Origin of the sequence: Grimontia indica (genome assembly GCF_000333895.2) — a bacterium.
Classification (GTDB): Bacteria; Pseudomonadota; Gammaproteobacteria; order Enterobacterales; family Vibrionaceae; genus Enterovibrio; species Enterovibrio indicus.
This window is the reverse complement of the sequence record NZ_ANFM02000035.1, coordinates 22,818-48,720: the sequence shown is the minus strand read 5'-3', so window position 1 is coordinate 48,720 and position 25,903 is coordinate 22,818. Positions and strand designations below refer to the sequence as shown.

Genomic DNA, 25,903 nt, shown 5'->3' with positions numbered 1-25,903 from the left:
TCATGAGTCAGGCCCGCCAACACAGTGAACCCGCACCGCTCAGCAACGCTGAATACCTGCGTGATATTTTGCGCGCTCCTGTTTACGAGGCTGCGATTGTCAGCCCGTTGCAGGACATGCCACGTATTTCGCAGCGTTTAGGCAATACCATTCAGCTCAAGCGTGAAGACCGCCAGCCGGTGCATTCGTTCAAGTTACGCGGCGCCTACAACATGATGTCGCAGTTGACCGAAGCGCAAAAACAAGCCGGTGTTATCGCTGCATCAGCGGGAAACCATGCGCAGGGTGTGGCTCTTTCAGGTAATAAGCTGGGTATCAAAGCCACCATCGTGATGCCTCGCACCACGCCAGACATCAAAGTGGCATCAGTTCGCGGCTTTGGTGGCAACGTCGTGCTGCATGGCAACAACTTCGATGAAGCCAAAGCCAAAGCGGTTGAACTGTCCGAAGCCCATGGCTACACCTTTGTGCCGCCTTTTGATCATCCTTTAGTGATTGCAGGCCAAGGCACCATGGGCATGGAAATGCTGCAGCAGAACGGCCATCTGGAATATATGTTCCTGCCCGTCGGTGGGGGTGGTATTGCAGCGGGTGTTGCTGTACTGGTTAAACAGCTGCTACCTCAGGTCAAACTGATTGCCGTAGAAGCGGAAGACTCTGCCTGCCTGAAAGCGGCGCTGGATGCCGGTGAGCCGGTCACTCTCGATAACGTGGGTACCTTCGCAGATGGTGTGGCGGTCAAACGCATTGGTGATGAGACCTTCCGTCTTTGTCAGGAGCACCTGGATGACATCATCACGGTGTCGAGCGATGAAATCTGTGCAGCGGTGAAAGATATTTTCGAAGACACTCGCGCGATTTCTGAGCCTGCTGGCGCCTTGTCTCTGGCCGGTCTCAAGAAATACACCGAGCAGCATCAACTCAAAGGCAAGAAGATGGCCGCCGTACTTTCCGGTGCGAACACCAACTTCCACAGCCTGAGATATGTGTCTGAGCGCGCTGAGCTGGGTGAAAAGCGCGAAGGCCTGTTGGCGGTAACGATTCCTGAGCGTACAGGTGCATTCCTCGAGTTTTGCAAAATCCTCGGTGGCCGAGCGGTGACAGAGTTTAACTATCGTCACAGCGACGACACACTGGCAAATATCTTTGTCGGTGTGCGTTTGCAAAATGGCCAGGAAGAGCTCGATGGCATCATTGCCGATCTACGCAAAGGCGGGTATCCGGTGCAGGACTTGTCTGATGATGAAATGGCGAAGGTCCACATCCGCTACATGATTGGTGGAAGGCCTACCAAAGCGATGAAAGAGCGTCTGTACAGCTTTGAATTCCCGGAATATCCGGGCGCCCTGCTACGCTTTCTCCACACCTTGGGTACGCATTGGAATATCAGCATCTTCAACTATCGCAATCACGGCTCTGACTACGGTCGCGTGCTGTGTGGCTTTGAACTGGAAGATAAAGACATCCTGTCATTTACCGCGCACCTGCGTGAGCTGGGATACGCATGGAAAGATGAGACAGAAAATCCGTCTTATAAATTCTTCCTGGCCAAGTCCTAGTCACAAACCCAAAAGACAAAAAAGCCCAGCATTGCTGGGCTTTTTGCTTTTTCTTTTTATCGGTCTTTATCCGGCGTTGTCATATTGATCATGTACTGTGCCAGCAGTAACGCCTGATCCATCACAAGGTTACGTGCTGATTCAGGTAACTGACTGAATAGTGCCAACAGGGAGTTCAGATCGTCCCTGTGCGTAAACGCGATGTCACTTCGCGTACTTTCACCATACAAAAACCAATTTAATGGACGGCCGGTTACATCAGCGATGATTGCCAGGGAAGACACTTTGGGCTCTGTTTTACCGGACTCAATATCTAAATAGGTTTGACGGGCAACATCTAAATGCTGCGCCATTTCCACCTGAGTGATATCCCGGTACTCCCGCGCTTCCCTAATGCGCTGTGCAACATGAGCTTTGACAATAAACATCGCTTGCCCCACAACTCGGCGCCAAGGAACAGGTTAATTCGCTCTGTTCACAGTGACGCACTTTACTGCTAGATCCTGCATTATGCACAGGGTTGTTTTCTACACATGTAAAGCGTTGTTGAAGTGTGAATCAGGGCTACTGTTGCCTAAGCCAGATGACAAGGAAAATACGCAATACCTATTTTGGCAGGCAAGGCGTGACCCTGCTTGCCAAGTAAGTAAGTGCTTAACCTCGTTGTGCTGATTTCGAGTAGTTAACCAGGAACGATGCCATATTGACACTCTGGTTCAGGATAGCGGTGCGCGCTTCATGCGGCAGCTTGGAAAAATGCTCCAGCAAGCGGTTAACATCCTGTTTGTACTGCACATCATGCAGTTCAACGTCAGCATCACCATAAACGAACCACACCAGTGGACGCTCAGTGATTTCTGCAATTTCTGACAACATGCGAACGCGAGGCTCTGTTTTGCCCGTTTCGATATCCAGATACGTTTGGCGCGCTACTTCGAGTAGTTTGGCCATTTTCACCTGAGTGATCCCTTTCCACTCACGTGCTTCTTTAATGCGTTTTGCTACTTGTGCTTTCGAGTCGATCATACTTCACTCCCTACGACGTACAGCTATCTGTTATATAGTTTTGCTGTTTATCGACAATATGCACAATGCAGGCCAACTATTTAGACATCCTATAATGTATTTAATATCAATACTTTAAATAAACCCCAATTGACACTGTTAGTCTTTCTGGGCTCGATGTCTTGTTATGACTGCGAAATGATTTGCAAAATGCGAATAAGCGTTCCCACTCAATAATTGCAAAAAGCAAATCAGACAATGCCTGTATGCCTTATAAGGCACAAAAAGGAGCCTAGTGGCTCCTTTATAAATTAAAACTCTCATTTTTAAGCTGTATTATTCTACTGTCACAGCTTTTGCGAGGTTACGAGGCTGGTCTACGTCTGTCCCTTTGATAAGCGCTACGTGGTAAGACAGCAGCTGCATGGGCAGTGTGTAGAAAATAGGCGCACACACTTCATCGACATGCGGCATAGCAACAATGGTCATGCCCTCACTGACTTCAAAGCCCGCATCTTTATCCGCAAACACATAAAGCTGTCCACCGCGAGCGCGCACTTCCTCAATGTTGGACTTCAGTTTTTCAAGCAGTTCGTTGTTTGGCGCTACCACGATGACAGGCATATCTGCATCAATTAGCGCCAGCGGGCCATGCTTGAGTTCACCAGCTGCGTAAGCTTCAGCGTGGATATAAGAGATTTCTTTCAGCTTTAGCGATGCTTCCATGGCAATCGGATAGTACTCTCCGCGTCCGAGGAATAAAGCATGGTGTTTGTCGGCAAAATCTTCTGCGAGCAGCTCTATCTCTTTGTCGAACGCCAATGCCTGTTCCATGGTTGCCGGTAAGCGATTCAATGCCTCTACGATGGCTTTTTCTTTAGCAGTGTCTACATGGCCTTTCTGCTTGCCTACTGCGGTGACCAGCATCAAGAGGGTAGCCAACTGGGTGGTAAACGCTTTGGTCGATGCCACACCAATCTCAGCACCTGCACGGGTCATAAACGCCAAATCAGATTCTCGAACCAGTGAAGAGCCCGCTACGTTACAAATGGTCATTGCCCCCATAAAGCCACGCTCTTTGGCTTTGCGCAACGCCGCCAATGTATCTGCGGTCTCTCCAGACTGGGAAAGGGTGATCAACAGGCTGCTAGGGCGGGTGACGAAGTTGCGATAGCGGAATTCCGAAGCGATCTCCACGTCACAGCTCACGCCTGCAATATCTTCGAACCAGTAACGTGCCACCATGCCTGCGTTATACGAAGTACCACAAGCCACAATCTGAATATGTTCGGCTTTAGTCAGAAGCTCCGCTGCACCGTGGCCAATACTATCCACCAGCACGCTGTTGCCATCAATACGCCCTTCCAGCGTGTTAATGAGTGCAGAAGGCTGCTCAAAAATTTCTTTTTGCATGTAATGGCGGTATGGGCCTTTGTCTGCCGCATCATGCTCAATAGACGACTCATGAATCTGGCGTTCAACACACTCACCATTCAAATCGGTAATGCTGACTTCGCGTCGGGTAATTTCCGCTACATCACCTTCTTCAAGGAAGATGAAACGTCGGGTGACATTGAGCAGTGCCAGTTGATCGGACGCCAGAAAGTTTTCCCCAATACCAAGGCCAATCACCAAAGGACTGCCCGAACGTGCTGCAATAAGTCGCTCTGGGTCACATCTATCCATCACCACGGTGCCGTAAGCGCCTTCTAGCTGTTTGACCGTGCGTTGGAAGGCTTCCATAAGGCCGCCTCCCTGCCCCAATTCCCAATCCACAAGGTGAGCAATGACCTCAGTGTCAGTTTGGGATGTAAAAACGTAACCGCGGCCTTTGAGCAGCTCTCGGAGCGGTTCATGGTTTTCAATGATGCCGTTGTGGACGATGGCAATGTTATCGCCTGACATGTGTGGGTGTGCATTGGATTCGCTTGGTTCACCATGGGTTGCCCAACGGGTGTGAGCAATACCAGTACCACCAAGAACTGGTGTTTCGTCTAGAGCTTCCGCCAGATTCTGTACTTTGCCCAATCGGCGCAACCGACGCAATTGTTGTTCGCTGTCAGTCACGGCTAGACCGGCAGAGTCATAGCCGCGGTATTCAAGTCTGCGTAAACCTTCCAGTAAGATTTCAGCAACGTCCCTTTGCGCAACCGCGCCAACAATTCCACACATATCTTTCCCCGTATCTAGTCAGGGGCGCAGATCACCTCTGTGCCCGTCTTTTCAATGGCAAGTTTGGTGGTGGCATCAAGCTTACTGTCGGTGATCACCGTGGTGATCACTTCCCAGGGAAGTTCAAGATTCGGGATCTTGCGGCCGATTTTATCGGACTCAATCAAAACCACGACTTCCCTGGAAACCTCTGACATAACACGGCTAAGGCCAACAATTTCATTAAACGTTGTCGTACCGCGACTAACATCGATGCCATCGGCCCCAATAAACAGTTGGTCAAAGTCATACGCACGCAATGCTTGCTCTGCCACCTGCCCCTGAAACGCTTCAGAATGCGGGTCCCAGGTACCGCCTGTCATCAGGAGTGTCGGTTCGTTTTCCAACTCCTTAATGGCTTGCGCCACATTCAGGGAGTTGGTCATCACTACTAGACCACGCTTTTGATTGAGAAGTGGGATCAAAGCTGCCGTCGTTGAACCACTGTCCACCACAATTCGATTATGGTCGCGGATCCGGGTTGCCGCCATTTTTGCGATTGATAACTTTTGTTCCGAAACTTTTACTGCGTTTTCCGAAACCATTTCATGAGGAACAGGAACTGCTCCGCCATAACGACGCAGCAGAAGTCCATTTTTCTCAAGCTCAGCAAGGTCTTTACGGATCGTTACCTCTGATGTTTCAAACAGCGTTGAAAGCATATCTACGCTAACTTCACCCTGTTCAGTCAGCATGGCAACAATCGCATGGCGACGTTGTTGAGTATTACGTTTCGACATGTAACCACCAAACTTTCGTTTCGAAAGATAATATAAACTTTAAATCAAATATCAAGGATGAAATGCGATACACATCACTTTGGACATGATCTGAAGCACAGATTGAGAATTATACAGAGAGTTATACCAATCACAGTAGGTAGATGATCAGAAATAGCGCAGGAAAAATGCTCGAGAACAAGGCGAAAAATTTTCGATAAGTAGTTATTCTACAATCAAATTTTTCAACGTAGTTATTGAGCATTTTAACAAGCTAGGATGAGCAGATATTTACTACGATAGGTATTGCGCACTGAGAGCGCGAGAAGTTGAAGTGAGAGAGTGGGTTGCAAACTGCAGATAGAAAAAAAGCAGGCTAAAAAGCCTGCTTTCAATCATGGTGCGGAAGGAGAGACTTGAACTCTCACACCTTGCGGCGCCAGAACCTAAATCTGGTGCGTCTACCAATTTCGCCACTTCCGCAAATTGTTTTACCTAACCCTTCTTGTTGAAGGCTTAAGTGATGTTTGGTGCGAAGGGAGAGACTTGAACTCTCACGTCCGTAAGGACACTAACACCTGAAGCTAGCGCGTCTACCAATTCCGCCACCATCGCAATTTTGTCGCCTGATATTGAGTTTATAACCCGCAGACACTGGTAGTGTGTCTTATCTGGCAGAAAGTCAGAGACTTTCGAAATAAGTGGTGGCTACGACGGGATTCGAACCTGTGACCCCATCATTATGAGTGATGTGCTCTAACCAACTGAGCTACGTAGCCAACCTGAAATATGGCTGGGGTACCTGGATTCGAACCAGGGAATGGCGGCATCAAAAGCCGCTGCCTTACCGCTTGGCGATACCCCAACAGCAACCACGCTCGAGAGCATGATCTTTAAATAATGGTGCGGAAGGAGAGACTTGAACTCTCACACCTTGCGGCGCCAGAACCTAAATCTGGTGCGTCTACCAATTTCGCCACTTCCGCAAACCTAATTGTTCATCTCACCTCTGGAAAGGAAGAGATGGCGCGTCCGGGAGGATTCGAACCTCCGACCGCCTGGTTCGTAGCCAGGTACTCTATCCAGCTGAGCTACGGACGCGTTGTTGGCTGGGGTACCTGGATTCGAACCAGGGAATGGCGGCATCAAAAGCCGCTGCCTTACCGCTTGGCGATACCCCAACAGAGGCGCGTATAATATTGCGGATTCAGAGGAGCGTCAACCCCCTATTTTTCGTTTGATGACGATTTAATCGCTTCAATAAAAAAACACCGCTTTTGCGGTGTTTTTTTGTGCATAACAAGTATTATTTCTGCTTAATCGGTCTCTTCCAGCCATCAATTGCACGCGCTTTTGCGCGGGTAATTACGAGTTGGCCCTCTTCCACATTACTGGTCAGTGTCGTACCTGCACCAATCGTTGCGCCTTTTTTGATGGTTACCGGGGCCACCAACTGGCTATCAGAGCCAACAAACACATCATCTTCAATCACAGTCTTGTGTTTATTGGCACCATCGTAGTTACATGTGATAGTACCTGCACCGATATTCACACGCTCACCGACTTCAGCATCACCAAGGTAAGTCAGATGATTAGCCTTAGAGCCTTTACCGATACGTGCATTTTTCACTTCAACAAAGTTACCTACATGTGCATCTTCCACCAGCTCAGCGCCAGGACGCAGGCGCGCAAACGGACCCACGGTGCAATCTTCACCAACCGAAGCACCTTCAATCACGCTGTATGGGCGGACGACAGTGTTGTCATCAATTTCACAATCTTTCAGTACACAGCCCGCACCGATGACCACGTTGTCACCCAGAGTAACTGAACCTTCAATCACGACGTTCACATCGATTTCGACATCAGTGCCACACTGTAGCTGACCACGCAGGTCAAAACGCGCAGGGTCGCGGAGCATCACACCGCTTTCCAGAAGCTTCTCTGCCTGAGCAGCTTGATAAGCGCGTTCCAGACGAGCCAACTGAATGCGGTTGTTGACACCTTCTACCTCAATTGCACTTTCCGGGTGAACCGCTTCAACTGCACGACCTTCATCGTGGGCAATCGCAATCACATCTGTGAGGTAGTATTCGCCTTGTGCGTTGTCGCTTTTTACTTCATTCAGCCAACGGCGTAGATCACGTCCGGTAGCGACCATTACACCAGTGTTGATTTCTTTGATAAGCTTTTGCTCTTGTGTGGCATCTTTATCTTCCACGATCGCCACCACAGGACCATTACGGCGAATGATACGTCCGTAGCCCGCTGGCTTATCCAGTACCACAGTCAGCAATGCAATGCCGCCGTCTGGCTGTGCATCCAACAGGTTTTCGATGGTTTGCTCAGAAATCAGCGGAACATCGCCGTAAAGCACAAGAACCTGCTCATCATCCGAAAATTCCGGGGCAGCTTGGTTCACTGCGTGGCCTGTACCTAACTGCTCCGCCTGAAGGACCCAATTGACTGACTCTTCTGCCAGTGCTGCTTTCATTGCATCACCACCATGGCCATACACCAGATGCAGGTTTTTTGCGCCCAGTGAGGAGCAGGTATCGATGACATGCTTCACCATAGGTTTCCCTGCAAGCGTATGCAGTACCTTAGGTAGGTTGGAGTACATGCGGGTTCCCTTACCCGCAGCCAGAATCACAGCACTGAAATTCATGGAGAGTTGTCCTTGGTATTGAGGGTCTACTTCAAATAATGGCGCTTATTGTAACGGTTCGCTTTGTAAAACGGGATTCAAACCTATAAGAAATTCATAAATTTCCGTCATCTTGTAGCAATTTTCAGGCGATACCTCGCAGATAATCACTTAAGAAAAGACACATATGAATTCACATCAACTAATTGATAATTAAATCATAAAAACTGAACATATCTTTTTCTTCCAAGGCTTAAAGACCGAAAAATTAGACGATTGGAAAACGAGAAAAACAAACATAAAAAAGGCGACCTCTCGGTCGCCTTCCAGTCTTTGGGTGATACCTGGTACTTAGCGTGCCTTTTTGGTCAGCTCGATAACTCGTAGCTGGGCAATCGCCTTGGCCAGATCACTGGCCGCCTGAGCAAAGTCCATATCGCCATGTTTGTTGAGGATACGATCCTCTGCACGGCGCTTCGCTTCTTCTGCCTTAGCTTGATCCAGGTCGACGCCGCGAATTGCGGTATCAGCCAGCACAGTCACTGTGCTTGGTTGCACTTCCAGCATACCACCAGAAAGGTAAATTACCTCTTCATGGCCGTGTTGCTTAGTAATGCGGATCATGCCCGGCGTGATAGCGGTCAGCAGCGGGGTGTGGCTTGGGTAAATACCCAATTCACCTTCGCTACCCGTTACCTGGATTGCTTCAGCACGGCCAGAAAACAGTTGTTTCTCTGCGCTTACTACATCCAGGTGAAAGGTCATCGCTGCCATGTCGCCTCCTACCAGCTATTACAGGTTCTTCGCTTTTTCCAGTACTTCTTCGATACCGCCACAGTACAGGAATGCCTGCTCAGGGATATCGTCGTACTCACCGTTCAGCAGACCTTTGAAGCCTGTGATGGTTTCTTTAAGCGAAACATACACACCAGGTTGGCCTGTGAAGACTTCTGCTACGTGGTAAGGCTGAGTCAGGAAACGCTCAATCTTACGTGCACGGGCTACTGCCAGCTTGTCGTCTTCAGACAGTTCATCCATACCCAGGATGGCGATGATGTCTTTCAGCTCTTTGTAGCGTTGCAGTACAGACTGCACACCACGTGCAACATCATAGTGCTCTTGACCGATAACCAGTGGATCCAGCTGACGTGAAGTCGAATCCAGTGGGTCGATGGCTGGGTACAGACCCAGTGCAGCGATGTTACGTGAAAGTACAACGGTCGCATCCAAGTGCGCGAACGTGGTTGCTGGAGATGGGTCAGTCAAGTCATCCGCAGGTACATATACCGCCTGTACAGATGTGATAGAACCACTCTTAGTCGAGGTGATACGCTCCTGAAGAACACCCATCTCTTCTGCCAGTGTAGGCTGATAACCTACCGCAGACGGCATACGACCCAGCAGTGCCGATACTTCGGTACCTGCAAGGGTGTAACGATAGATGTTATCGATGAACAGCAGTACGTCACGGCCTTCATCACGGAACTTCTCAGCCATTGTCAGGCCAGTCAGTGCAACGCGCAGACGGTTACCCGGTGGCTCGTTCATCTGACCGTAAACCATTGCTACTTTCGATTCTGCTGGATTCTCAACGTTTACAACGCCCGCTTCCTGCATCTCGTAGTAGAAGTCGTTACCTTCACGAGTACGCTCACCAACACCTGCGAATACAGACAGACCAGAGTGCTGCAGTGCGATGTTGTTGATAAGTTCCATCATGTTAACGGTCTTACCTACACCTGCACCACCGAACAGACCGATTTTACCACCCTTAGCGAATGGACAAACCAAGTCGATAACCTTAACGCCGGTTTCCAGCAGTTCGGTTGCATTTGATTGGTCTTCGTAGCTTGGCGCTTCACGGTGGATAGAGTAACGCTCTTTCTCACCGATTTCGCCACGCTCATCGATAGAGTCACCCAGAACGTTCATAATACGTCCCAGTGTCTCAGTACCTACTGGTACTTCAATCGGTCTACCAGTATTTTCTACTTCCAGTCCACGACGCAGACCATCAGACGAACCCATTGCGATGGTACGAACGATACCACCACCAAGCTGCTGCTGAACTTCCAGCACCAGACGCTCGCCTTCACGTTTCACGTTCAGGGCATCATATACCTGTGGCACAGATTCCTGTGGAAACTCTACGTCGACTACCGCACCGATGATCTGAACGATCTTACCTGTAGCCATCGTTATTCCTCTAAAATAGTTCGTTGGCCCTTGCCTTACACCGCAGCAGCACCGGAGACAATCTCCGACAGCTCTTGGGTAATTGCAGCCTGACGGGCTTTGTTATACACCAGTTGCAGTTCATCAATCAGATTCCCTGCATTGTCTGTTGCAGCCTTCATCGCAACCATTCGCGCTGCTTGTTCACACGCGAGGTTTTCTACCACGCCCTGATAAACCTGAGATTCAACATAGCGAACCAATAGGGTATCCAGCAGTGGTTTTGGCTCAGGCTCATAGATGTAGTCCCAAGCGTGGTTGCGCTGCATTTCTTCGTCTTCCGACTTAGGCAAAGGCAGCAATTGATCGATCACTGGTTCCTGCGTCATGGTGTTTACAAACTGGTTGTAAACCAAATACAGGCGATCCAGTTGGCCTTCATCATATTTCTTCAGCATCACACCGACGGTACCGATCAAATCTTCCAGTGATGGGCTGTCACCCAGACCAGAAACTTGTGCGGATACGTTGCCGCCGTAGCTGTTAAAGAATGCAGTCGCTTTAGCGCCTATCAGTGCAGTTTCAACTTCCACACCTTTTTGGCTGTACGCCTGCATATCTGTGATGGCACGTTTGAACAGGTTAATGTTCAGGCCACCACACAGACCGCGGTCTGAAGATACGATGATGTAACCGACGCGCTTGGCTTCACGCTCTTCCAGATATGGATGGCGGTACTCAAGGTTACCAAGTGCGACATGACCGATCACTTTGCGCATAGTAGTCGCGTATGGACGGGAGGCTTCCATGGCGTCTTGCGAACGACGCATTTTAGAAGCGGCAACCATTTCCATCGCTTTGGTGATCTTCTGTGTACTTTTTACACTTCCGATCTTGTTACGAATTTCTTTTGCGCCGGCCATCGTTACTCTCCGTTATTAGAAGGCCGCTGAGCGGCCTTCTACGCATTACCAGGTTTGTGTTGCTTTGAAGTCTTCAACCAGCTTAGCCAGTTGCGCTTCAATGTCGCCGTTGTAGTCGCCAGTCTCATCGATCTGTGCAACCAGCTCAGCAAACGTACCTTTAGCATATGCAAGCAGAGCAGATTCGAAATCAGCCAGTTTGGTCAGCTCAACGTCTGACAGGTAGCCTTTTTCCGCAGCAAAAATCATCAATCCCTGCTCAAACACAGACATTGGTGCGTATTGCTTCTGCTTCATCAGTTCAGTTACTTTCTGACCATGATCCAGCTGCTTCTTGGTTGCATCGTCCAGGTCAGAAGAGAACTGAGCAAATGCAGCCAGTTCGCGGTACTGAGCCAGAGCGGTACGGATACCACCAGACAGCTTCTTGATGATCTTAGTCTGTGCTGAACCACCTACACGAGATACTGAGATACCTGGGTCAACTGCCGGACGGATACCTGCGTTAAACAGTTCCGATTGCAAGAAGATCTGACCGTCGGTGATCGAGATAACGTTGGTTGGTACGAACGCAGATACGTCACCCGCTTGGGTTTCAATGATTGGCAGCGCGGTCAAAGAACCAGTTTTGCCAGTCACTTCACCATTGGTGAACTTAGCAACATAATCAGCGTTAACACGCGCAGCACGCTCCAGCAGACGAGAGTGGAGGTAGAAAACGTCACCTGGGAATGCTTCACGACCTGGTGGGCGACGCAGCAACAGAGAAATCTGACGGTAAGCAACAGCTTGCTTAGACAGATCATCGTATACGATCAGCGCATCTTCACCGCGGTCACGGAAGTATTCACCCATCGCACAACCTGCGTAAGGCGCAAGGTATTGCAGTGCCGCTGCTTCAGAAGCAGATGCAACAACAACGATGGTGTTTTTCAGTGCGTCGTGCTCTTCCAGTTTGCGAACCACGTTAGCGATGGTTGACGCTTTCTGGCCGATAGCAACATAGATAGAGTAGATACCAGAGTTCTTCTGGTTAATGATCGCATCGATTGCCAGCGCCGTTTTACCGGTCTGACGGTCACCGATAACCAGCTCACGCTGACCACGGCCGATTGGGATCATTGCATCAACTGCTTTGTAACCGGTCTGTACTGGCTGGTCTACCGACTGACGTGCGATTACGCCAGGTGCAATCACTTCTACAGGAGAAGTCAGTGCAGCATTGATAGGACCTTTACCGTCAATTGGCTCACCCAGAGTGTTAACCACACGGCCCAGTAGCTCAGGACCTACTGGAACTTCAAGAATACGACCAGTACCGGTTACTTTCATGCCTTCCTGAAGGTCGGCATAAGGACCCATAACAACCGCACCTACAGAATCACGCTCAAGGTTGAGCGCCAGTGCGAAACGGTTGCCAGGTAGTTCAATCATTTCACCTTGCATAGCATCTGCAAGGCCATGGATGCGAATGATACCGTCGCTGACTGACACGATGGTACCTTCGTTGCGTGCTTCACTAACAACGTTGAATTTTTCAATACGCTGTTTGATCAGATCGCTAATTTCCGTGGAATTAAGTTGCATGCTCCAATTCCCCAAATCAAGACTGCAATGCATCGCTCAGACGGCGCATACGGCCGCTAACTGAGTTATCGATGATCAAGTCTCCAGCTCGAATCACAACCCCGGCAACCAGGGTCTCGTCTACACTACAGTTCAGCTTCACTTTTCGCTCAAGGCGGGCTTCCAGCTTGCTTTCAATAGCGTCCAGTTGCGCTTGTTCCAGCGCGACAGCAGAGGTGACCTCAACGTCAACCTGCTTTTCTAATTCACGGCGAAGTGCCATGAACTGGACAGTTACTTCCGGCAACGCTTTTAAGCGTCCGTTTTCAGCCATCACCTTCACGAGGTTCTGGCCGAATTCATTGAGCTGCTCACCGCACACTGAGAGAAAAATCTCAGTCAACTTTTCAGCTGAATAAGAACCATCGAGAAAGTCTGCGATGGTTTCATTGCGGGCAACTTCAGCAGCAAAAGCCAGCATTTCAGACCACTGGTCCAATTCGCCTTTTTCTACTGCCAGATCGAAGGCTGCTTTAGCGTAGGGGCGTGCGATGGTAGTCAGTTCAGACATAGCTGCCCCTCCTTCTTAAAGTTCTGCAGTGATTTTATCGAGAATATCTTTATGAGCATTTTCGTCGATTGAACGCTCAAGGATTTTCTCAGCACCGATTACGGCCAGAGTTGCAACTTGTTTGCGCAGTTCATCGCGGGCACGGTTGCGCTCAGCTTCCAGTTCAGCCTTTCCTTGGTTAAGGATATTTTCACGCTCAGAAGATGCTTCTTCGCGGGCTTCATCAAGAATTTGTGCTTTACGCTTATTCGCCGAATCGATGATCTCAGTTGCAGCGCGCTTTGCTTCTTTCAATTGATCAGAAGCATTAGCCTGGGCCAAATCCAGGTCTTTCGCGGCACGCTCAGCTGCCGCAAGACCGTCAGCAATTTTCTTCTGACGCTCTTCAATCGCTTGCATGATTGGTGGCCATACATACTTCATGCAGAACCACACAAACATGGAAAACGCGATCGCCTGGCCGATAAGAGTAGCGTTCATATTCATAACTGCTTCTCCATCTCCCAATAGTTAACTACAGGTATAATCAGGCGACTTAACCCAGCTGACCAACGAATGGGTTTGCGAAGGTGAACAGCAGTGCGATTACGATACCGATCATTGGAACCGCATCCAGCAGACCAGCGATGATGAACATCTTAACTTGCAGCATTGGAGCCATTTCTGGTTGACGAGCCGCACCTTCAAGGAATTTACCGCCAAGCAGTGCGAAGCCGATCGCTGTACCCAGGGAAGCAAGACCTACAATGATGCCAACGGCAATTGCAGAAAAGCTCAATAAAGTTTCCATCACTATCTCCAGTTTCTTGTTGTCGGCTTATATGCCGGAAGGTCGAACAAAGTTGCTTACTAAAAAATCTTTTATTAATGCGAGTCTTCATGTGCCTGAGACAGGTACACAATGGTCAACATCATAAAGACGAACGCTTGGATGGTAATAACCAGAATGTGGAAGATTGCCCACGGTAATGAACCCAACCATTGCGCCCACCACGGCAGAAGAGCCGCAATCAGGATAAATACCACTTCACCTGCAAACATGTTACCGAACAGACGCATGCCGAGTGAGATTGGTTTCGCCAGCAGCGATACCACTTCAAGCAGCAGGTTGAACGGGATCATGAGAGGGTGATTGAACGGGTGAAGAGCCAGCTCTTTTGCAAAGCCACCTAGGCCTTTGATCTTGATGCTGTAGTAAATCATCAAGAAGAACACGCCCAGCGCCATTGCCAGTGTGATATTTACGTCAGCTGTTGGTACGACCTTCATATAAGGGATACCAAGCTGTTCCGCTGGATAAGGAATAAAATCGATAGGAACCAAGTCCATCGTATTCATCAGGAATATCCAAACGAAAATGGTCAGAGCCAAAGGCGCGATCAGTGGATTCTTTCCATGGAAGGTTTCGCGAACGTTTTCATCAACGAACTCCACCAACATTTCCACAAAACACTGAAGCTTGCCTGGAACTCCTGTTGTAGCTTTTTTCGCCACTGCACGGAACAGCCATAGAAAGCCGATACCGATGGCAATAGAGAAAAACAGGCTATCAATATGCACCGACCAGAAGCTACCTTCCTCCACCAAGCCAAGCTTGTCCGAAGACAGGTTGGTTAAGTGGTGGGAGATATAACCGGAGGGTGTAAGCGCTTCACCTGGCGCAGCCATAACTCATCCTATTTGTTGTTGTTAATGAATAAAACTGGCGCAAGGATGTTGATTCCAAGTACCAGCAAATAGGTCAGTTTGAGGGGAACAAGTTCCACCTCGGCATACAGGTAAACAACGGAAAACAGCGCGACGGTCAGTAGAATCTTAAGCACTTCGCCGCTGTAGAAGGATGCTACAACGAGCTTTGCAGCTCTCGCTCCACTAAAAAGGAATGCACACAATGCAAAGGCTGCGTTGGCAATTACAAAAATGCCACCGCCTATGAGTGCGGAAATTCCCCAGTCGACATTGATGATGGTGACCATCAAGATTGCCGTTGCTAACACGACGCACGCCTGTAACAGCAGCAACCTTTTCGCAAGCTTGCGACCTGGTCGCGTGAGCGTCGATACCATGTATTCGTTCCTCGATTCCTTTCCTCTTAGCACTATGTCGTGCTGGGAAAACTGCGAAAATTATACGGGTCGCCCTTTTGAATGCAATCTCATCACATCAAAAAGGGAGACTAAATTTTACAACAGGGTAACCTGATCACAGTAAGCAAAAATATGTAACAAAAACCCAACGCGTTACGTCACACTTCTTCGCCAAGAATTGCAAGAATTTGCATAAGTTTTTCGTTTTGATCAAAGCTGATGACCAATTTACCACTGCCACTTTTACTTTGTGACAGGCTAACTGAGGTGCCTAACTTATCAGTCAACCTATCCTGCACAGCAGTCAATTCCGGTGACACGGGTTCCGGCGTTTTTTCTACGGCCGGCGTCAGGCATTTTTTCACCAACGCTTCGGTCTGTCTCACTGTGAGTTTCTTGTTGACGGAGACCAGTGCAGCTTCAATCTGAGCGTCACCTTCCAATGCCAATAATGCGCGTGCATGACCCATTTCCAATTGGCGTCCAGACAGCAATTTCTTTACGCCAGCTTCAAGGCCGTTCAATCGTAAAAGGTTACTGATGGTGGTGCGGGATTTGCCCAGCGCTTCAGCCAGTTGTTGGTGGGTAAGGGAGAAGTCGTGGACCAGACGATCCAGCGCTTCTGCCTCTTCCATCGCGTTGAGATCTTCACGCTGGATGTTCTCAATCAGTGCGATGGCGCTCGCAGCTTTGTCATTTAGGTCACGGACCAAACAAGGGACATGGGTCAATCCGGCGATTTTTGACGCTCTGAAACGGCGCTCACCAGCGATAATTTCGTACTGACTGTCACCAAGGTGACGCACGACCAAAGGTTGGATAACGCCCTGTGCGCGGATAGACTCCGCCAGCTCTTCCAGTGCTTCCTGCGCCATATCCTGACGCGGTTGATAAACACCGGGACGCAATGCCGTTAATGGCAAATGCTGCAGCTCACTGTTGTTCACGGCTTCCTGGGTGTCGTTGTTCAGATCGACACGCGCTTGTGCTCTGGCACTGGTGGCCAGTAGCGCATCGAGTCCTTTACCCAATCCACGTTTGGTAGCGTTCATTCACGTTCCTTTAAGACGCGTTGGCAATGGCCTGCTTGGCCTGCTCTTCCCGTCGCAATATTTCACCCGCTAATGCCAGATATGACTTGGCACCGCTGGAATATTTGTCGTAGTACATGGCTGGTTTGCCGTGACTCGGCGCTTCTGCCAAACGGACATTGCGCGGGATAACAGTACGGTAGACCTTGTCTCCAAAGTGTTTTTTGATCTGTTCAGACACTTCTGTCGCCAGACGATTTCGCGGATCGTACATGGTTCTGAGTAAGCCTTCCACATGCAAGTCAGCGTTCACTACGCTTGCAAGCTTACTGATGGTGTCCATCAGTGCGGTCAGGCCTTCCAATGCAAAGTATTCACACTGCATTGGCACCAGTACGGAATTTGCCGCCGTCATGGCATTGATTGTAAGAAGGTTAAGAGAAGGGGGACAATCAATGAAGATGAAATCATAGTTTTCACGAATGTCGGCTAATGCGTTGCGCAGCCTCACTTCGCGGGCAAACACTTCCATGAGTTTGATTTCTGCTGCGGTGACATCGCCATTGGCCGCTATCAGATGATAACCGCCCGTGGTCTCTGTCACCACCACATCGTTAAACGGGGTCTCTTCAACCAACAAATCGTAAGCGGTGGCATGAACATCGTATTTATCCACCCCACTGGCCATGGTTGCGTTGCCCTGTGGGTCTAGGTCAATTACCAATACCTTACGCTGAGTCGCTGCCAGCGACGCAGCCAAGTTGATACAGGTCGTTGTTTTACCAACGCCTCCCTTTTGGTTTGCAACAGCAATGACTTTTCCCACAAGACGACCTCGCCTAATAATCCTATCTAGCCAAGATTACTAGATGACGTTGACCTTCCAATCCCGGAACAGTCAAAGGTTTGATATCTGTCACAGAACATCCGGCAGGAAGTTCGTCAATTTCGACTTGATCCACTTGTCCCTTGAGAGCGAGGAACTGACCTTGTGGTGAAGGGAGGTGATGACACCAGTTCACCATGTCGCTCATGGATGCAAAGGCTCGGCTTAATACGCCATCAAATCCCTGTTCAGGCTGGAAATCTTCGACGCGGCTCTGCACAGCCGTGACATTGGTAATTTTCTGCTCATGCAGCACCTGACGGATGAAGCGAATGCGCTTACCCAGGCTGTCGAGCAGCGTGAAGGATTTTTCTGGGTTGATGATTGCAAGCGGGATCCCCGGTAATCCAGGACCCGTCCCCACATCGATGTAACTTTGGCCATCGAGGTGCTGACTCACCACGATGCTATCCATGATGTGTTTGACGATCATTTCGTTTGGATCGCGCACCGATGTCAGGTTGTACGCTTTGTTCCACTTGTGGAGCATTTCAACATAGCCAATCAGTTGGGCTTGTTGCTCAGCAGGGATATTCATCCCTGCCTGTTCAATCAGTTGTGCTAGACGTTGTTTCACAGAAACTCAGGCCCCTTTTTTCAGCATGCCTTGTTTTTTCAGATGCACCAGCAGGATAGAGATCGCTGCAGGCGTGATACCGGAAATGCGTGACGCCTTGCCAATGGTCTCTGGACGGCTGTCTTTCAGTTTCGCCACCACCTCGTTCGACAAGCCTTTGATTTGGGAATAATCCAGCTCGATCGGCAAATGGGTATTTTCGTGGCGGATAGATTTTTCAATCTCGTCTTTCTGGCGGTCGATATAACCTGCGTACTTGACCTGAATTTCTACCTGCTCAGACGCTTGAATGTCTTCGTGCGCTGGCGAGAATGTAGGAATTTTCACCAGATCGTTGTATGTCACTTCCGGACGACGCAATAGTTCTTCGCCGTTTGCCTCACGGGACAATGGCGTTTTCAGGATCGCGTTCAATACTTCAGCATGCTCTGAAGTCGGGTGGATCCAGGCACTGCGAAGACGCTGTGCTTCCTGTTCCATGTTTTCCAGTTTCTGGTTGAAACGGGCCCAGCGCTCATCGTCCACCAAACCGAGCTCGCGACCGGTTTCAGTCAAACGCATGTCCGCGTTGTCTTCACGAAGCAATAAGCGATATTCAGCGCGGGAAGTGAACATACGGTACGGTTCTTTGGTACCCATGGTCGACAAATCGTCAATCAACACGCCCATGTAAGCTTGATCGCGACGAGGGCACCAGCCCTCCTTGTCCTGAGCAAACAATGCTGCGTTTGTGCCTGCGAGCAAGCCTTGTGCTGCCGCTTCTTCATAGCCTGTGGTGCCGTTAATTTGACCAGCGAAGAATAAGCCTTTGATAAATTTGGTTTCAAAGGTTTGCTTCAGATCGCGCGGATCGAAGAAATCATACTCGATCGCATAACCTGGACGGATCACACGCGCGTTCTCGAAGCCTTTGATCGAACTGATGATCCCCATCTGCACATCAAATGGCAGGCTGGTGGAGATCCCATTCGGGTAGAGTTCGTTGGTCGTCAAGCCTTCTGGCTCAACGAAAATCTGGTGTTTATCTTTGTCCGCGAAGCGCATCACCTTGTCTTCGATAGACGGGCAGTAACGCGGACCAATACCTTCAATCACACCGGCATACATCGGGCTGCGATCCAGATTATTACGGATCACATCATGGGTTTTCTCATTGGTGTAAGTGATGTAACACGGCACCTGACGCGGATGCTCAGACACATCCCCCATGAAAGAAAACACGGGACGTGGATCGTCACCATGCTGGGTTTGCATCACACTGAAATCGACTGTGCGTGCATCAATACGCGGCGGTGTTCCTGTTTTCAGGCGGTCAACGCGAAACGGCAATTCACGGAGGCGATCAGCCAGCGCGATCGAAGGGGGATCGCCGGCACGGCCACCGGAATAATTCTCAAGACCAATGTGGATTTTTCCGCCGAGGAAAGTACCTACGGTCAACACCACCGATCGGGCACGGAATTTCAGGCCCATTTCGGTCACAACACCAATCACTTGATCCTGTTCAACGATCAGATCATTCACTGCTTGTTGGAACAACATCAGATTTGGCTGGTTTTCCAATGCCTCACGTACTGCCGCTTTGTACAGCGCACGGTCAGCCTGTGCTCGGGTAGCACGGACAGCAGGGCCTTTCGATGCATTCAGGGTACGGAACTGAATACCACCTTTGTCAATCGCACGCGCCATCAGGCCGCCTAATGCGTCGACTTCTTTCACCAGATGTCCTTTTCCGATCCCGCCAATGGCAGGGTTACATGACATTTGCCCCAATGTATCGATGTTGTGTGTCAGCAGAAGGGTTTGCTGACCCATACGTGCAGCGGCCAGTGCGGCTTCCGTACCTGCATGACCACCACCAACAACGATGACATCAAAGTTATCCTGGTAAAACATGGTGTGACCTCAATAAGGAATGTGTTGATCGGTTGGTTGAGCAAAAGAGGATCATTCTACCGCTTTTCAGAAACGGAGAGAACCAAAAGTGTGATCTTTGATCGAGGGTGTGTCTCTTAAAATATATAAAGATCTTTATATAGATCTTTATTTTGATCTTTTATTAGGGAAGACGATCTTTGTGGATAACTAATAAATGATCAACATGATCATGCGTTTAAGGAAGATCGTTTTCTGTGTGTTTACTTGGATCTAGTCTTGTACTGCTTGGGATCAAAATGGCATGTTATCAACAGGTGGGGAAAGAGAGGAAAGTTATTATTGGGATAACTATAGGTTGATCACCGTTTAGATCTATAGTTATCCACAAAGCAAAGGTCACAGTTTTGAATAAAGTTTTTATGGTCGCCGCGTCATTTTATTCACAAAATGCCGATTTGTGCTGGGATAACCATGCTTCAGCCGCTTCTTCAGGCAAAGGCTGCTCAAGAATATCAATCTCTAATCTGGGGGCCAGAGACTGCGCTCCCAGGCTTTTCAATAGTTCATCTGCCTGAATACCTGCGCCACAAAACGTGTCGTAACTGGAGTCGCCGATTGCGATCACGGCATACTTCAGTGCGCTCAAATCAGGTGTCGTGTTTTTCAGGGCTTCCATCGCTGGCGCGAGGTTATCCGGATAGTCTCCGGCACCATGGGTTGATGTGATAAGGAGAAGGCTGGAGGCATTCGCGACGTCATCAGGCTCTGCTTCATTGATCACATTCACTGTGATGCCTTCTTGTTCCAGAAGATCAGAGAGGTGATCGCCCACGTACTCTGCGCCGCCCAATGTACTGCCGGTGATCAGGGTTAGTTCACTCATAAGATTGTTCTCTAACGGTTTATCAATGGCCGTTAGTATTGAGTGACGGTCACTGCTGCGTCAAGTCAGTTGGGCTGGTAGTGCTCACTTCGGTAAAGGGCATTAAACCCTTTGGGTGATAAGGTTTGTATCTTGTTCTTGCCTCGCTTTTTGGCATTGGCAACAGCATGAATTGCCGTATCTATCAGCTGAAAACCAGCAAGGCAGCCATCATTTGATGTGGTTACTCCCAGGCTTGCAGTGCGTTTAACCGCGGTGTTATCCAGCAGAACCACACTGCGTCCAATGGCCAGTTTCAGTTGTTCGGCCACACGCATTGCGTCACTTGAAGGTGTATTCCTCAATAAGATCGCGAAGTTGTCGGCGTACAAACGGCCAATAGGCGTGGCTGGCGGGAGTTGTTCGCGCAGAAGTTCTGCAACATGGATAAGCACTTGATCACCTGTTTGTCTTCCGTGCATTTCGTTGATTTGCCGGAAGTCATCGAGGTTTATAGCGACGACCGACAGCGGCTCCCCGCGCCGTTGCGCTTGAAAGAAAAGTTCATCGGCCTGGTTATAGAGACTTTGGCTGTTGGAGGTTTCAGTTAAAAGATCCTCGTGAACCAGTTTTCGGGAAGATTCATCAATGCTGTGAAGATCCACCATATAGAAATCGGTCAATGCGACTGATGCAAGCACCAGAATCAGGATGACACACAGGTATGCTGCCCGTGCATTGGTGTCCGTGAGTGCCAGCACAGGATCGGCTGACGGAACCGTTTTAGCCAGAAAAAGCAGAAAAATGGCGATAAGTGACAACCCATAGCGGGGGAGGCGTTCGTTCGGATCAAACACCAGAACAACAGCGGTTGGAACCACCAGCAACAGCAGTTCGGTTTCAAAGTTGGCGGACAACACAAACAGAGGGAGGAAGAGTTGTTGAAGGAAGAAAGTAACGAATATCCAATACTTGGCCATCCACAAAACACCTTCCCGGGTCAGCAGAAAAGCGACCAGATACAGTATGGCAAACAGGCCATTCAAAAGAGCAGCGGTAGCACTACCAAAAGCGAACCAGAAAAGTGCTGAGAACAACAAGGTACCACTCGCACACAGACACGTGAGCAAATTCACCATCCGTAGGTGATGCACATGTAGCTTGTCGCAGCGTGTTATCCCCAGATTAAGAATGGGGCTGAGGCTGTTGATCATCGCTTTGGCTGAGTCTATGAAAGATGTATTCAAGTGTAGCAAAAGCGGGACATTTCGGCGGGAAACAAGCCGCCCGAAGGCGGCAATGTATTTATTTACCGATACAGAAGGAGCTGAAGATCCGGCCAAGCAGATCGTCTGAGCTGAATTCTCCGGTGATCTCCGAAAGATGCTGCTGGGCAATGCGGAGCTCTTCAGCGAGGATCTCTCCGGCCATGTAACCTTCAAGCTGCTCTTTCCCGATATCGAGATGACGAGCGGCTGCATCCAGCGCTTCCAAGTGGCGGCGACGGGCCATAAAGCCACCCTCTGTCGCGCCGGAGAAGCCCATACAGGCTTTCAGGTGCTCACGCAGGGCATCAACACCGGCTCCTGTCTTCGCGCTTAAACGGATAAGCGTCGGTTGACTAGCATGGCAGATTCCCAGGGTTTCATCTGTCATGTCTGCCTTGTTGCGGATAACCGTCATACCGATGTTTTCTGGCAGGCGGTCGATAAACTCCGGCCAGATTTCTTCCGGTGATGTCGCATCAGTGGTGGTGCCATCCACCATAAAGAGCACGCGGTCTGCCTGAGCGATTTCATCCCACGCACGTTCGATACCAATACGTTCCACCTCGTCGGAAGCATCACGTAAGCCTGCTGTGTCGATGATGTGCAGCGGCATGCCATCAATGTGGATATGCTCACGGAGCACATCACGGGTGGTGCCGGCAATGTCAGTCACAATGGCGCTTTCTTTACCTGAAAGGGCATTGAGCAGGCTGGATTTCCCCGCATTAGGACGGCCAGCGATCACCACTTTCATGCCTTCACGCATGATAGCGCCTTGGTTGGCCGCTTTACGCACGTCATCCAGCGAGTTGATGATGTTGTCGAGATCGGCGGCGACTTTACCGTCAGAGAGAAAATCGATTTCCTCATCCGGGAAATCGATTGCCGCTTCCACGTAGATGCGCAGATGGATCAGCGCTTCCACCAGCGTATTCACTTTGCCCGAAAACGCGCCCTGAAGGCTTTGTAGCGCGCTTTTTGCCGCTTGTTCTGAGCTGGCATCAATCAAATCTGCAATCGCTTCTGCCTGCGCGAGATCGAGCTTGTCATTCAAAAAGGCGCGTTCGGAAAACTCGCCCGGGCGGGCAGTGCGAACACCGTCGATATCCACAATGCGCTTGATCAGCATATCCATGATAACTGGGCCGCCATGACCTTGCAGTTCCAGCACATCTTCACCGGTAAACGAATTCGGCGCCTGGAAGTACAGGGCAATCCCCTGATCAAGTGCGTTGCCCTGTTCATCGTTAAACGGCAGGTATTCAGCGCGTCGCACCGGAAGTTCACGTCCGGTGACCGCCAGGGCAACTGCTTTGGCTTTAGGGCCTGATACGCGGATGATGCCCACACCACCGCGTCCCGGTGGTGTTGCCTGAGCAACAATGGTGTCTGAATGAGTCATGAAACTTTACCTGCAGTTTGAAAACGTTGCTTAGTGTATACCAATTTTACCTGACCGCCTGTCGCGTCTTCAGAAAGAAGAAAGGCGGCCAGTTGGCCGCCTTATCAGTATTCAGTGCGATTAAGTGCGGCTGTGAAGGCCTTTTTTCTCCAGCGCACGGTAAATCATGGTCTGCTGGATAAGGGTCACAACGTTTGACACCAACCAGTACAGTACCAGACCTGCCGGGAACCACAGGAAGAACACGGTGAACATCACTGGCATGAAGTTCATGATCTTCTGCTGCATTGGATCCGTGATAGTGCTTGGGCTCATCTTCTGAATGAGGAACATAGAAGCACCCATCAGCAGTGGCAGCACGTAGTATGGATCCGGTGCTGACAAGTCTTGAATCCACAGCATGAACGGCGCGTGGCGCAGTTCAACCGATTCCATCAACGCCCAGTAAAGTGCGATGAAGATAGGCATTTGTAGAAGCAGAGGTAAACAGCCGCCCAGCGGGTTCACTTTCTCTTTCTTATACAGCTCCATCATTTCCTGGCTCATGCGCTGGCGGTCATCGCCAATACGCTCACGCATTTCTGCCAGTTTTGGCTGCAGCATGCGCATTTTCGCCATCGAGGTGTACTGCGCTTTGGTCAGCGGGTACATCACACCACGAACGATGAAAGTCAGGATGATGATTGCCACACCCCAGTTACCCACGAAACCGTGAATGGTTGACAGCAACCAGTGCAGTGGGCTCGCGATAAACCACAGCCAGCCGTAGTCGACAGTCAGGTTCAGGTTAGGTGCCACTTCAGCCATTTTGTCCTGAAGCTTAGGACCGACCCACAGGGTCGCGTCCAGTTGTGCCGTTGAACCAGCAGCAACCGTGGTGGTTGGGTAACGTACACCGATAAAGCCCTGGCCATTGCTGGTGCGGGTATACAGGTTCGCTTCACCTTCTGAATGTGGGATCCAGGCGGCAACGAAGTAGTGTTGCATCATGCCTGCCCAACCTTGATTGGCGATAGTCAGGTTCAGGTTTCTGTCCTTCATATCGTCAAAGCTGTATTTCTCGTATTTCGCATCGTCAGCCGAGTACACACCACCGCGGTAGGTAGGCATGGTCAGACTGCCGCCGTCATCCAGCAGGTTTTGCTTCAGCTGCGCATACATTTGAACTGTCGCTGCTTTGCCGCTTTGGTTGTCTACCGTGTAGTCAACGTCAACCGCGTAGTTGTCGCGTTTCAGTACAAAGGTTTTGGTGAAGGTAATGCCGTCTTTTACCAGCGTCAGTGGAACACGCAACTCGTCCTGGCCATCAGCCATCACAAAGTCGGTGCCGTTTGCAGAGAACTGTGCACGGCCATCCAGGGTATCGATACCATCAGGGCCAATCAGGCCGCTTTGAGCAACGAATACGTGGTCAGGCTGGTTTTTGAGCATCACGAACTTGTCGACAGAGTCGAACTCTGCGTCGTAGTTGTTCAGTTCAGCGCGAAGAATGTCACCGCCTTGTGTGTCAACGGTCAAAGTCAGCACGTCACTTTTGATGGTGATCAGCTTGTTTGAAACTGCGTCCTGCGTCAGAGGCTGAGACGCATCTGAGCTGGCAGGTACATCACCACTGTGTTGTGCTTGCTGTGTTACGCCCTGGCCCTGTGGTTGAGGGTTGGTTGCTTCCGTCCAGTTGAGATACAACATGAAGGATACAAACATTAGGGCAATCAACAGGATATTGCGTTGAGAATCCATTGTTAATTGTCTCGATTTTTAGGATGACGCGGGGGTACAGGATCGTACCCACCATGATTAAGAGGGTGGCATTTTAATAAACGTTTGCTGGCGAACCAACACCCTTTTATCACACCGTGACGGTTGACCGCTTCTATGGCGTATTGGGAGCATGTCGGCGTGAAGCGACATCGGGGCCCCAGAAGTGGGCTGATGAAGAGTTGATACCCGCGAAACAGTCCAGTGACTATTTTTTTCGCGGCGGTCGAGACAAACGTTGCCATAACTTATCAAGCAGCTGACTCAGTTCTTCGTTACTGAGCTCATTCGCACTTTTCTTTGCTATCACAACATAATCTTTTGCCATCAGCGAGTGCTGGTTGAGACGAAAACTTTCACGTACCAGACGTTTAAAGCGATTTCGGTCAACGGCAAGTTTGATTTGTTTTTTTGGAACAGCTTGGCCTAGACGTGGGCGTCCAAGTTTGTTGTTTCGAGCAAGAATGGTTAAGTGTGGGGAGCCAGCGCGGTGAGGTTGCTGGAAGACGAAGTTGAAATGTTCGGGAGTTAACAGACGTAACTCCCGAGAAAAAGCTAGCTTATTCACAAATCGCTAAGGATTATTTTGAAAGCTTGCTACGGCCTTTCGCACGGCGAGCGGCGATAACCTTACGACCGTTCTTAGTTGCCATGCGCGCACGGAAACCGTGAGTGCGCTTACGCTTTAGAACTGAAGGTTGAAAAGTGCGTTTCATGGTTTCTACCTTAATTACTGATCAGTTTTTAGGTTTGTTAACCCGACGTGGGACAAAAGTCC

General features: G+C 49.8%; 26 protein-coding genes and 7 tRNA genes. 1 reads left to right on the top strand and 32 read right to left on the bottom strand.

All coding sequences use genetic code 11. From position 1 onward, the window contains the following. Nucleotides 1-2: 2 nt before the first annotated feature. A complete protein-coding gene (gene ilvA, locus D515_RS19060; RefSeq protein WP_002540826.1) occupies nt 3-1,559 on the top strand; it encodes a threonine ammonia-lyase, biosynthetic in 1,557 nt (518 codons plus the stop codon). A 56-nt stretch (nt 1,560-1,615) separates the two neighbouring features. On the opposite strand, the gene D515_RS19055 is transcribed toward ilvA, so the two are convergent. The 32 genes from D515_RS19055 to rpmH all read right to left on the bottom strand — a co-directional run bounded on the left by D515_RS19055 (nt 1,616) and on the right by rpmH (nt 25,841). Then, a complete protein-coding gene (locus tag D515_RS19055) occupies nt 1,616-1,987 on the bottom strand; it encodes a helix-turn-helix domain-containing protein (RefSeq protein ID WP_002540824.1) in 372 nt (123 codons plus the stop codon). 226 nt (nt 1,988-2,213) lie between these two features. Continuing rightward, a complete protein-coding gene (locus D515_RS19050; RefSeq protein WP_002540823.1) occupies nt 2,214-2,585 on the bottom strand; it encodes a helix-turn-helix transcriptional regulator in 372 nt (123 codons plus the stop codon). Nucleotides 2,586-2,900: 315 nt separating this feature from the next. Then, nucleotides 2,901-4,736: a glutamine--fructose-6-phosphate transaminase (isomerizing) gene (glmS, locus tag D515_RS19045; RefSeq protein ID WP_002540822.1), complete on the bottom strand. Its 1,836-nt coding sequence runs from the start codon at nt 4,734-4,736 to the stop codon at nt 2,901-2,903. A 14-nt stretch (nt 4,737-4,750) separates the two neighbouring features. Beyond that, complete coding sequence (locus tag D515_RS19040; RefSeq protein WP_002540821.1) at nt 4,751-5,515, bottom strand: DeoR/GlpR family DNA-binding transcription regulator; 765 nt, start codon at nt 5,513-5,515, stop codon at nt 4,751-4,753. 377 nt (nt 5,516-5,892) lie between these two features. Next, nucleotides 5,893-5,977, bottom strand: a tRNA-Leu gene (locus D515_RS19035). A gap of 45 nt (nt 5,978-6,022) precedes the next feature. Then, a tRNA-Leu gene (locus D515_RS19030) sits at nt 6,023-6,109 on the bottom strand. An 87-nt stretch (nt 6,110-6,196) separates the two neighbouring features. After that, nucleotides 6,197-6,273: transfer RNA gene (locus D515_RS19025), tRNA-Met, on the bottom strand. 11 nt (nt 6,274-6,284) lie between these two features. Continuing rightward, nucleotides 6,285-6,359, bottom strand: a tRNA-Gln gene (locus D515_RS19020). 36 nt (nt 6,360-6,395) lie between these two features. After that, nucleotides 6,396-6,480 (bottom strand) — tRNA-Leu (locus D515_RS19015). A 38-nt stretch (nt 6,481-6,518) separates the two neighbouring features. Further along, nucleotides 6,519-6,595, bottom strand: a tRNA-Arg gene (locus D515_RS19010). A 5-nt stretch (nt 6,596-6,600) separates the two neighbouring features. Beyond that, nucleotides 6,601-6,675: transfer RNA gene (locus tag D515_RS19005), tRNA-Gln, on the bottom strand. Between the two features lie 125 nt (nt 6,676-6,800). Continuing rightward, nucleotides 6,801-8,162, bottom strand: coding sequence for a bifunctional UDP-N-acetylglucosamine diphosphorylase/glucosamine-1-phosphate N-acetyltransferase GlmU (gene glmU / locus D515_RS19000; RefSeq protein WP_002540820.1), 1,362 nt, complete (start codon nt 8,160-8,162; stop codon nt 6,801-6,803). Between the two features lie 330 nt (nt 8,163-8,492). Next, nucleotides 8,493-8,915: a F0F1 ATP synthase subunit epsilon gene (locus tag D515_RS18995; RefSeq protein ID WP_002540819.1), complete on the bottom strand. Its 423-nt coding sequence runs from the start codon at nt 8,913-8,915 to the stop codon at nt 8,493-8,495. 18 nt (nt 8,916-8,933) lie between these two features. Further along, nucleotides 8,934-10,337, bottom strand: coding sequence for a F0F1 ATP synthase subunit beta (atpD, locus tag D515_RS18990; protein WP_002540817.1), 1,404 nt, complete (start codon nt 10,335-10,337; stop codon nt 8,934-8,936). A 35-nt stretch (nt 10,338-10,372) separates the two neighbouring features. Next, nucleotides 10,373-11,239, bottom strand: coding sequence for a F0F1 ATP synthase subunit gamma (gene atpG, locus D515_RS18985; RefSeq protein WP_002540816.1), 867 nt, complete (start codon nt 11,237-11,239; stop codon nt 10,373-10,375). A 45-nt stretch (nt 11,240-11,284) separates the two neighbouring features. Then, the gene (gene atpA / locus D515_RS18980) at nt 11,285-12,826 is read right to left on the bottom strand and encodes a F0F1 ATP synthase subunit alpha (protein WP_002540815.1); all 1,542 of its coding nucleotides are present in this window, start codon (nt 12,824-12,826) and stop codon (nt 11,285-11,287) included. A gap of 16 nt (nt 12,827-12,842) precedes the next feature. After that, entirely contained in the window at nt 12,843-13,376 is a 534-nt protein-coding gene (atpH, locus tag D515_RS18975) for a F0F1 ATP synthase subunit delta (RefSeq protein ID WP_002540814.1), read from the bottom strand. Between the two features lie 15 nt (nt 13,377-13,391). Beyond that, nucleotides 13,392-13,862: a F0F1 ATP synthase subunit B gene (atpF, locus tag D515_RS18970; protein ID WP_002540813.1), complete on the bottom strand. Its 471-nt coding sequence runs from the start codon at nt 13,860-13,862 to the stop codon at nt 13,392-13,394. A 49-nt stretch (nt 13,863-13,911) separates the two neighbouring features. Beyond that, nucleotides 13,912-14,166 carry a F0F1 ATP synthase subunit C gene (gene atpE, locus D515_RS18965; protein ID WP_002540812.1) on the bottom strand — a complete coding sequence of 85 codons (255 nt, stop codon included), beginning with the start codon at nt 14,164-14,166 and terminating at the stop codon, nt 13,912-13,914. A gap of 74 nt (nt 14,167-14,240) precedes the next feature. Continuing rightward, nucleotides 14,241-15,044, bottom strand: coding sequence for a F0F1 ATP synthase subunit A (gene atpB, locus D515_RS18960; protein WP_002540796.1), 804 nt, complete (start codon nt 15,042-15,044; stop codon nt 14,241-14,243). Between the two features lie 8 nt (nt 15,045-15,052). Further along, nucleotides 15,053-15,442: a F0F1 ATP synthase subunit I gene (locus D515_RS18955; RefSeq protein ID WP_039850328.1), complete on the bottom strand. Its 390-nt coding sequence runs from the start codon at nt 15,440-15,442 to the stop codon at nt 15,053-15,055. A gap of 179 nt (nt 15,443-15,621) precedes the next feature. Further along, on the bottom strand, nt 15,622-16,515 hold the full coding sequence (locus D515_RS18950; protein ID WP_002540793.1) for a ParB/RepB/Spo0J family partition protein: 894 nt from the start codon (nt 16,513-16,515) through the stop codon (nt 15,622-15,624). Nucleotides 16,516-16,525: 10 nt separating this feature from the next. Then, the gene (locus D515_RS18945; RefSeq protein WP_002540792.1) at nt 16,526-17,320 is read right to left on the bottom strand and encodes a ParA family protein; all 795 of its coding nucleotides are present in this window, start codon (nt 17,318-17,320) and stop codon (nt 16,526-16,528) included. 22 nt (nt 17,321-17,342) lie between these two features. Then, on the bottom strand, nt 17,343-17,918 hold the full coding sequence (gene rsmG, locus D515_RS18940) for a 16S rRNA (guanine(527)-N(7))-methyltransferase RsmG (protein WP_239643998.1): 576 nt from the start codon (nt 17,916-17,918) through the stop codon (nt 17,343-17,345). Between the two features lie 45 nt (nt 17,919-17,963). Then, entirely contained in the window at nt 17,964-19,853 is a 1,890-nt protein-coding gene (gene mnmG / locus D515_RS18935) for a tRNA uridine-5-carboxymethylaminomethyl(34) synthesis enzyme MnmG (protein WP_002540789.1), read from the bottom strand. Between the two features lie 418 nt (nt 19,854-20,271). After that, nucleotides 20,272-20,718 carry an FMN-binding protein MioC gene (mioC, locus tag D515_RS18930; RefSeq protein ID WP_002540788.1) on the bottom strand — a complete coding sequence of 149 codons (447 nt, stop codon included), beginning with the start codon at nt 20,716-20,718 and terminating at the stop codon, nt 20,272-20,274. Nucleotides 20,719-20,783: 65 nt separating this feature from the next. Continuing rightward, complete coding sequence (locus D515_RS18925) at nt 20,784-21,836, bottom strand: GGDEF domain-containing protein (RefSeq protein ID WP_039850326.1); 1,053 nt, start codon at nt 21,834-21,836, stop codon at nt 20,784-20,786. 166 nt (nt 21,837-22,002) lie between these two features. Further along, nucleotides 22,003-23,367, bottom strand: coding sequence for a tRNA uridine-5-carboxymethylaminomethyl(34) synthesis GTPase MnmE (mnmE, locus tag D515_RS18920; protein WP_002540786.1), 1,365 nt, complete (start codon nt 23,365-23,367; stop codon nt 22,003-22,005). A 120-nt stretch (nt 23,368-23,487) separates the two neighbouring features. Continuing rightward, nucleotides 23,488-25,107, bottom strand: coding sequence for a membrane protein insertase YidC (gene yidC, locus D515_RS18915; protein ID WP_002540785.1), 1,620 nt, complete (start codon nt 25,105-25,107; stop codon nt 23,488-23,490). Between the two features lie 2 nt (nt 25,108-25,109). After that, a complete protein-coding gene (yidD, locus tag D515_RS25410) occupies nt 25,110-25,370 on the bottom strand; it encodes a membrane protein insertion efficiency factor YidD (protein ID WP_082111347.1) in 261 nt (86 codons plus the stop codon). Then, on the bottom strand, nt 25,334-25,693 hold the full coding sequence (gene rnpA, locus D515_RS18910; protein ID WP_039850324.1) for a ribonuclease P protein component: 360 nt from the start codon (nt 25,691-25,693) through the stop codon (nt 25,334-25,336). The genes yidD and rnpA overlap by 37 nt, the downstream gene beginning before the upstream one ends. 13 nt (nt 25,694-25,706) lie before the next feature. Next, the gene (gene rpmH / locus D515_RS18905; protein ID WP_002540783.1) at nt 25,707-25,841 is read right to left on the bottom strand and encodes a 50S ribosomal protein L34; all 135 of its coding nucleotides are present in this window, start codon (nt 25,839-25,841) and stop codon (nt 25,707-25,709) included. Between the last annotated feature and the right edge of the window lie 62 nt (nt 25,842-25,903).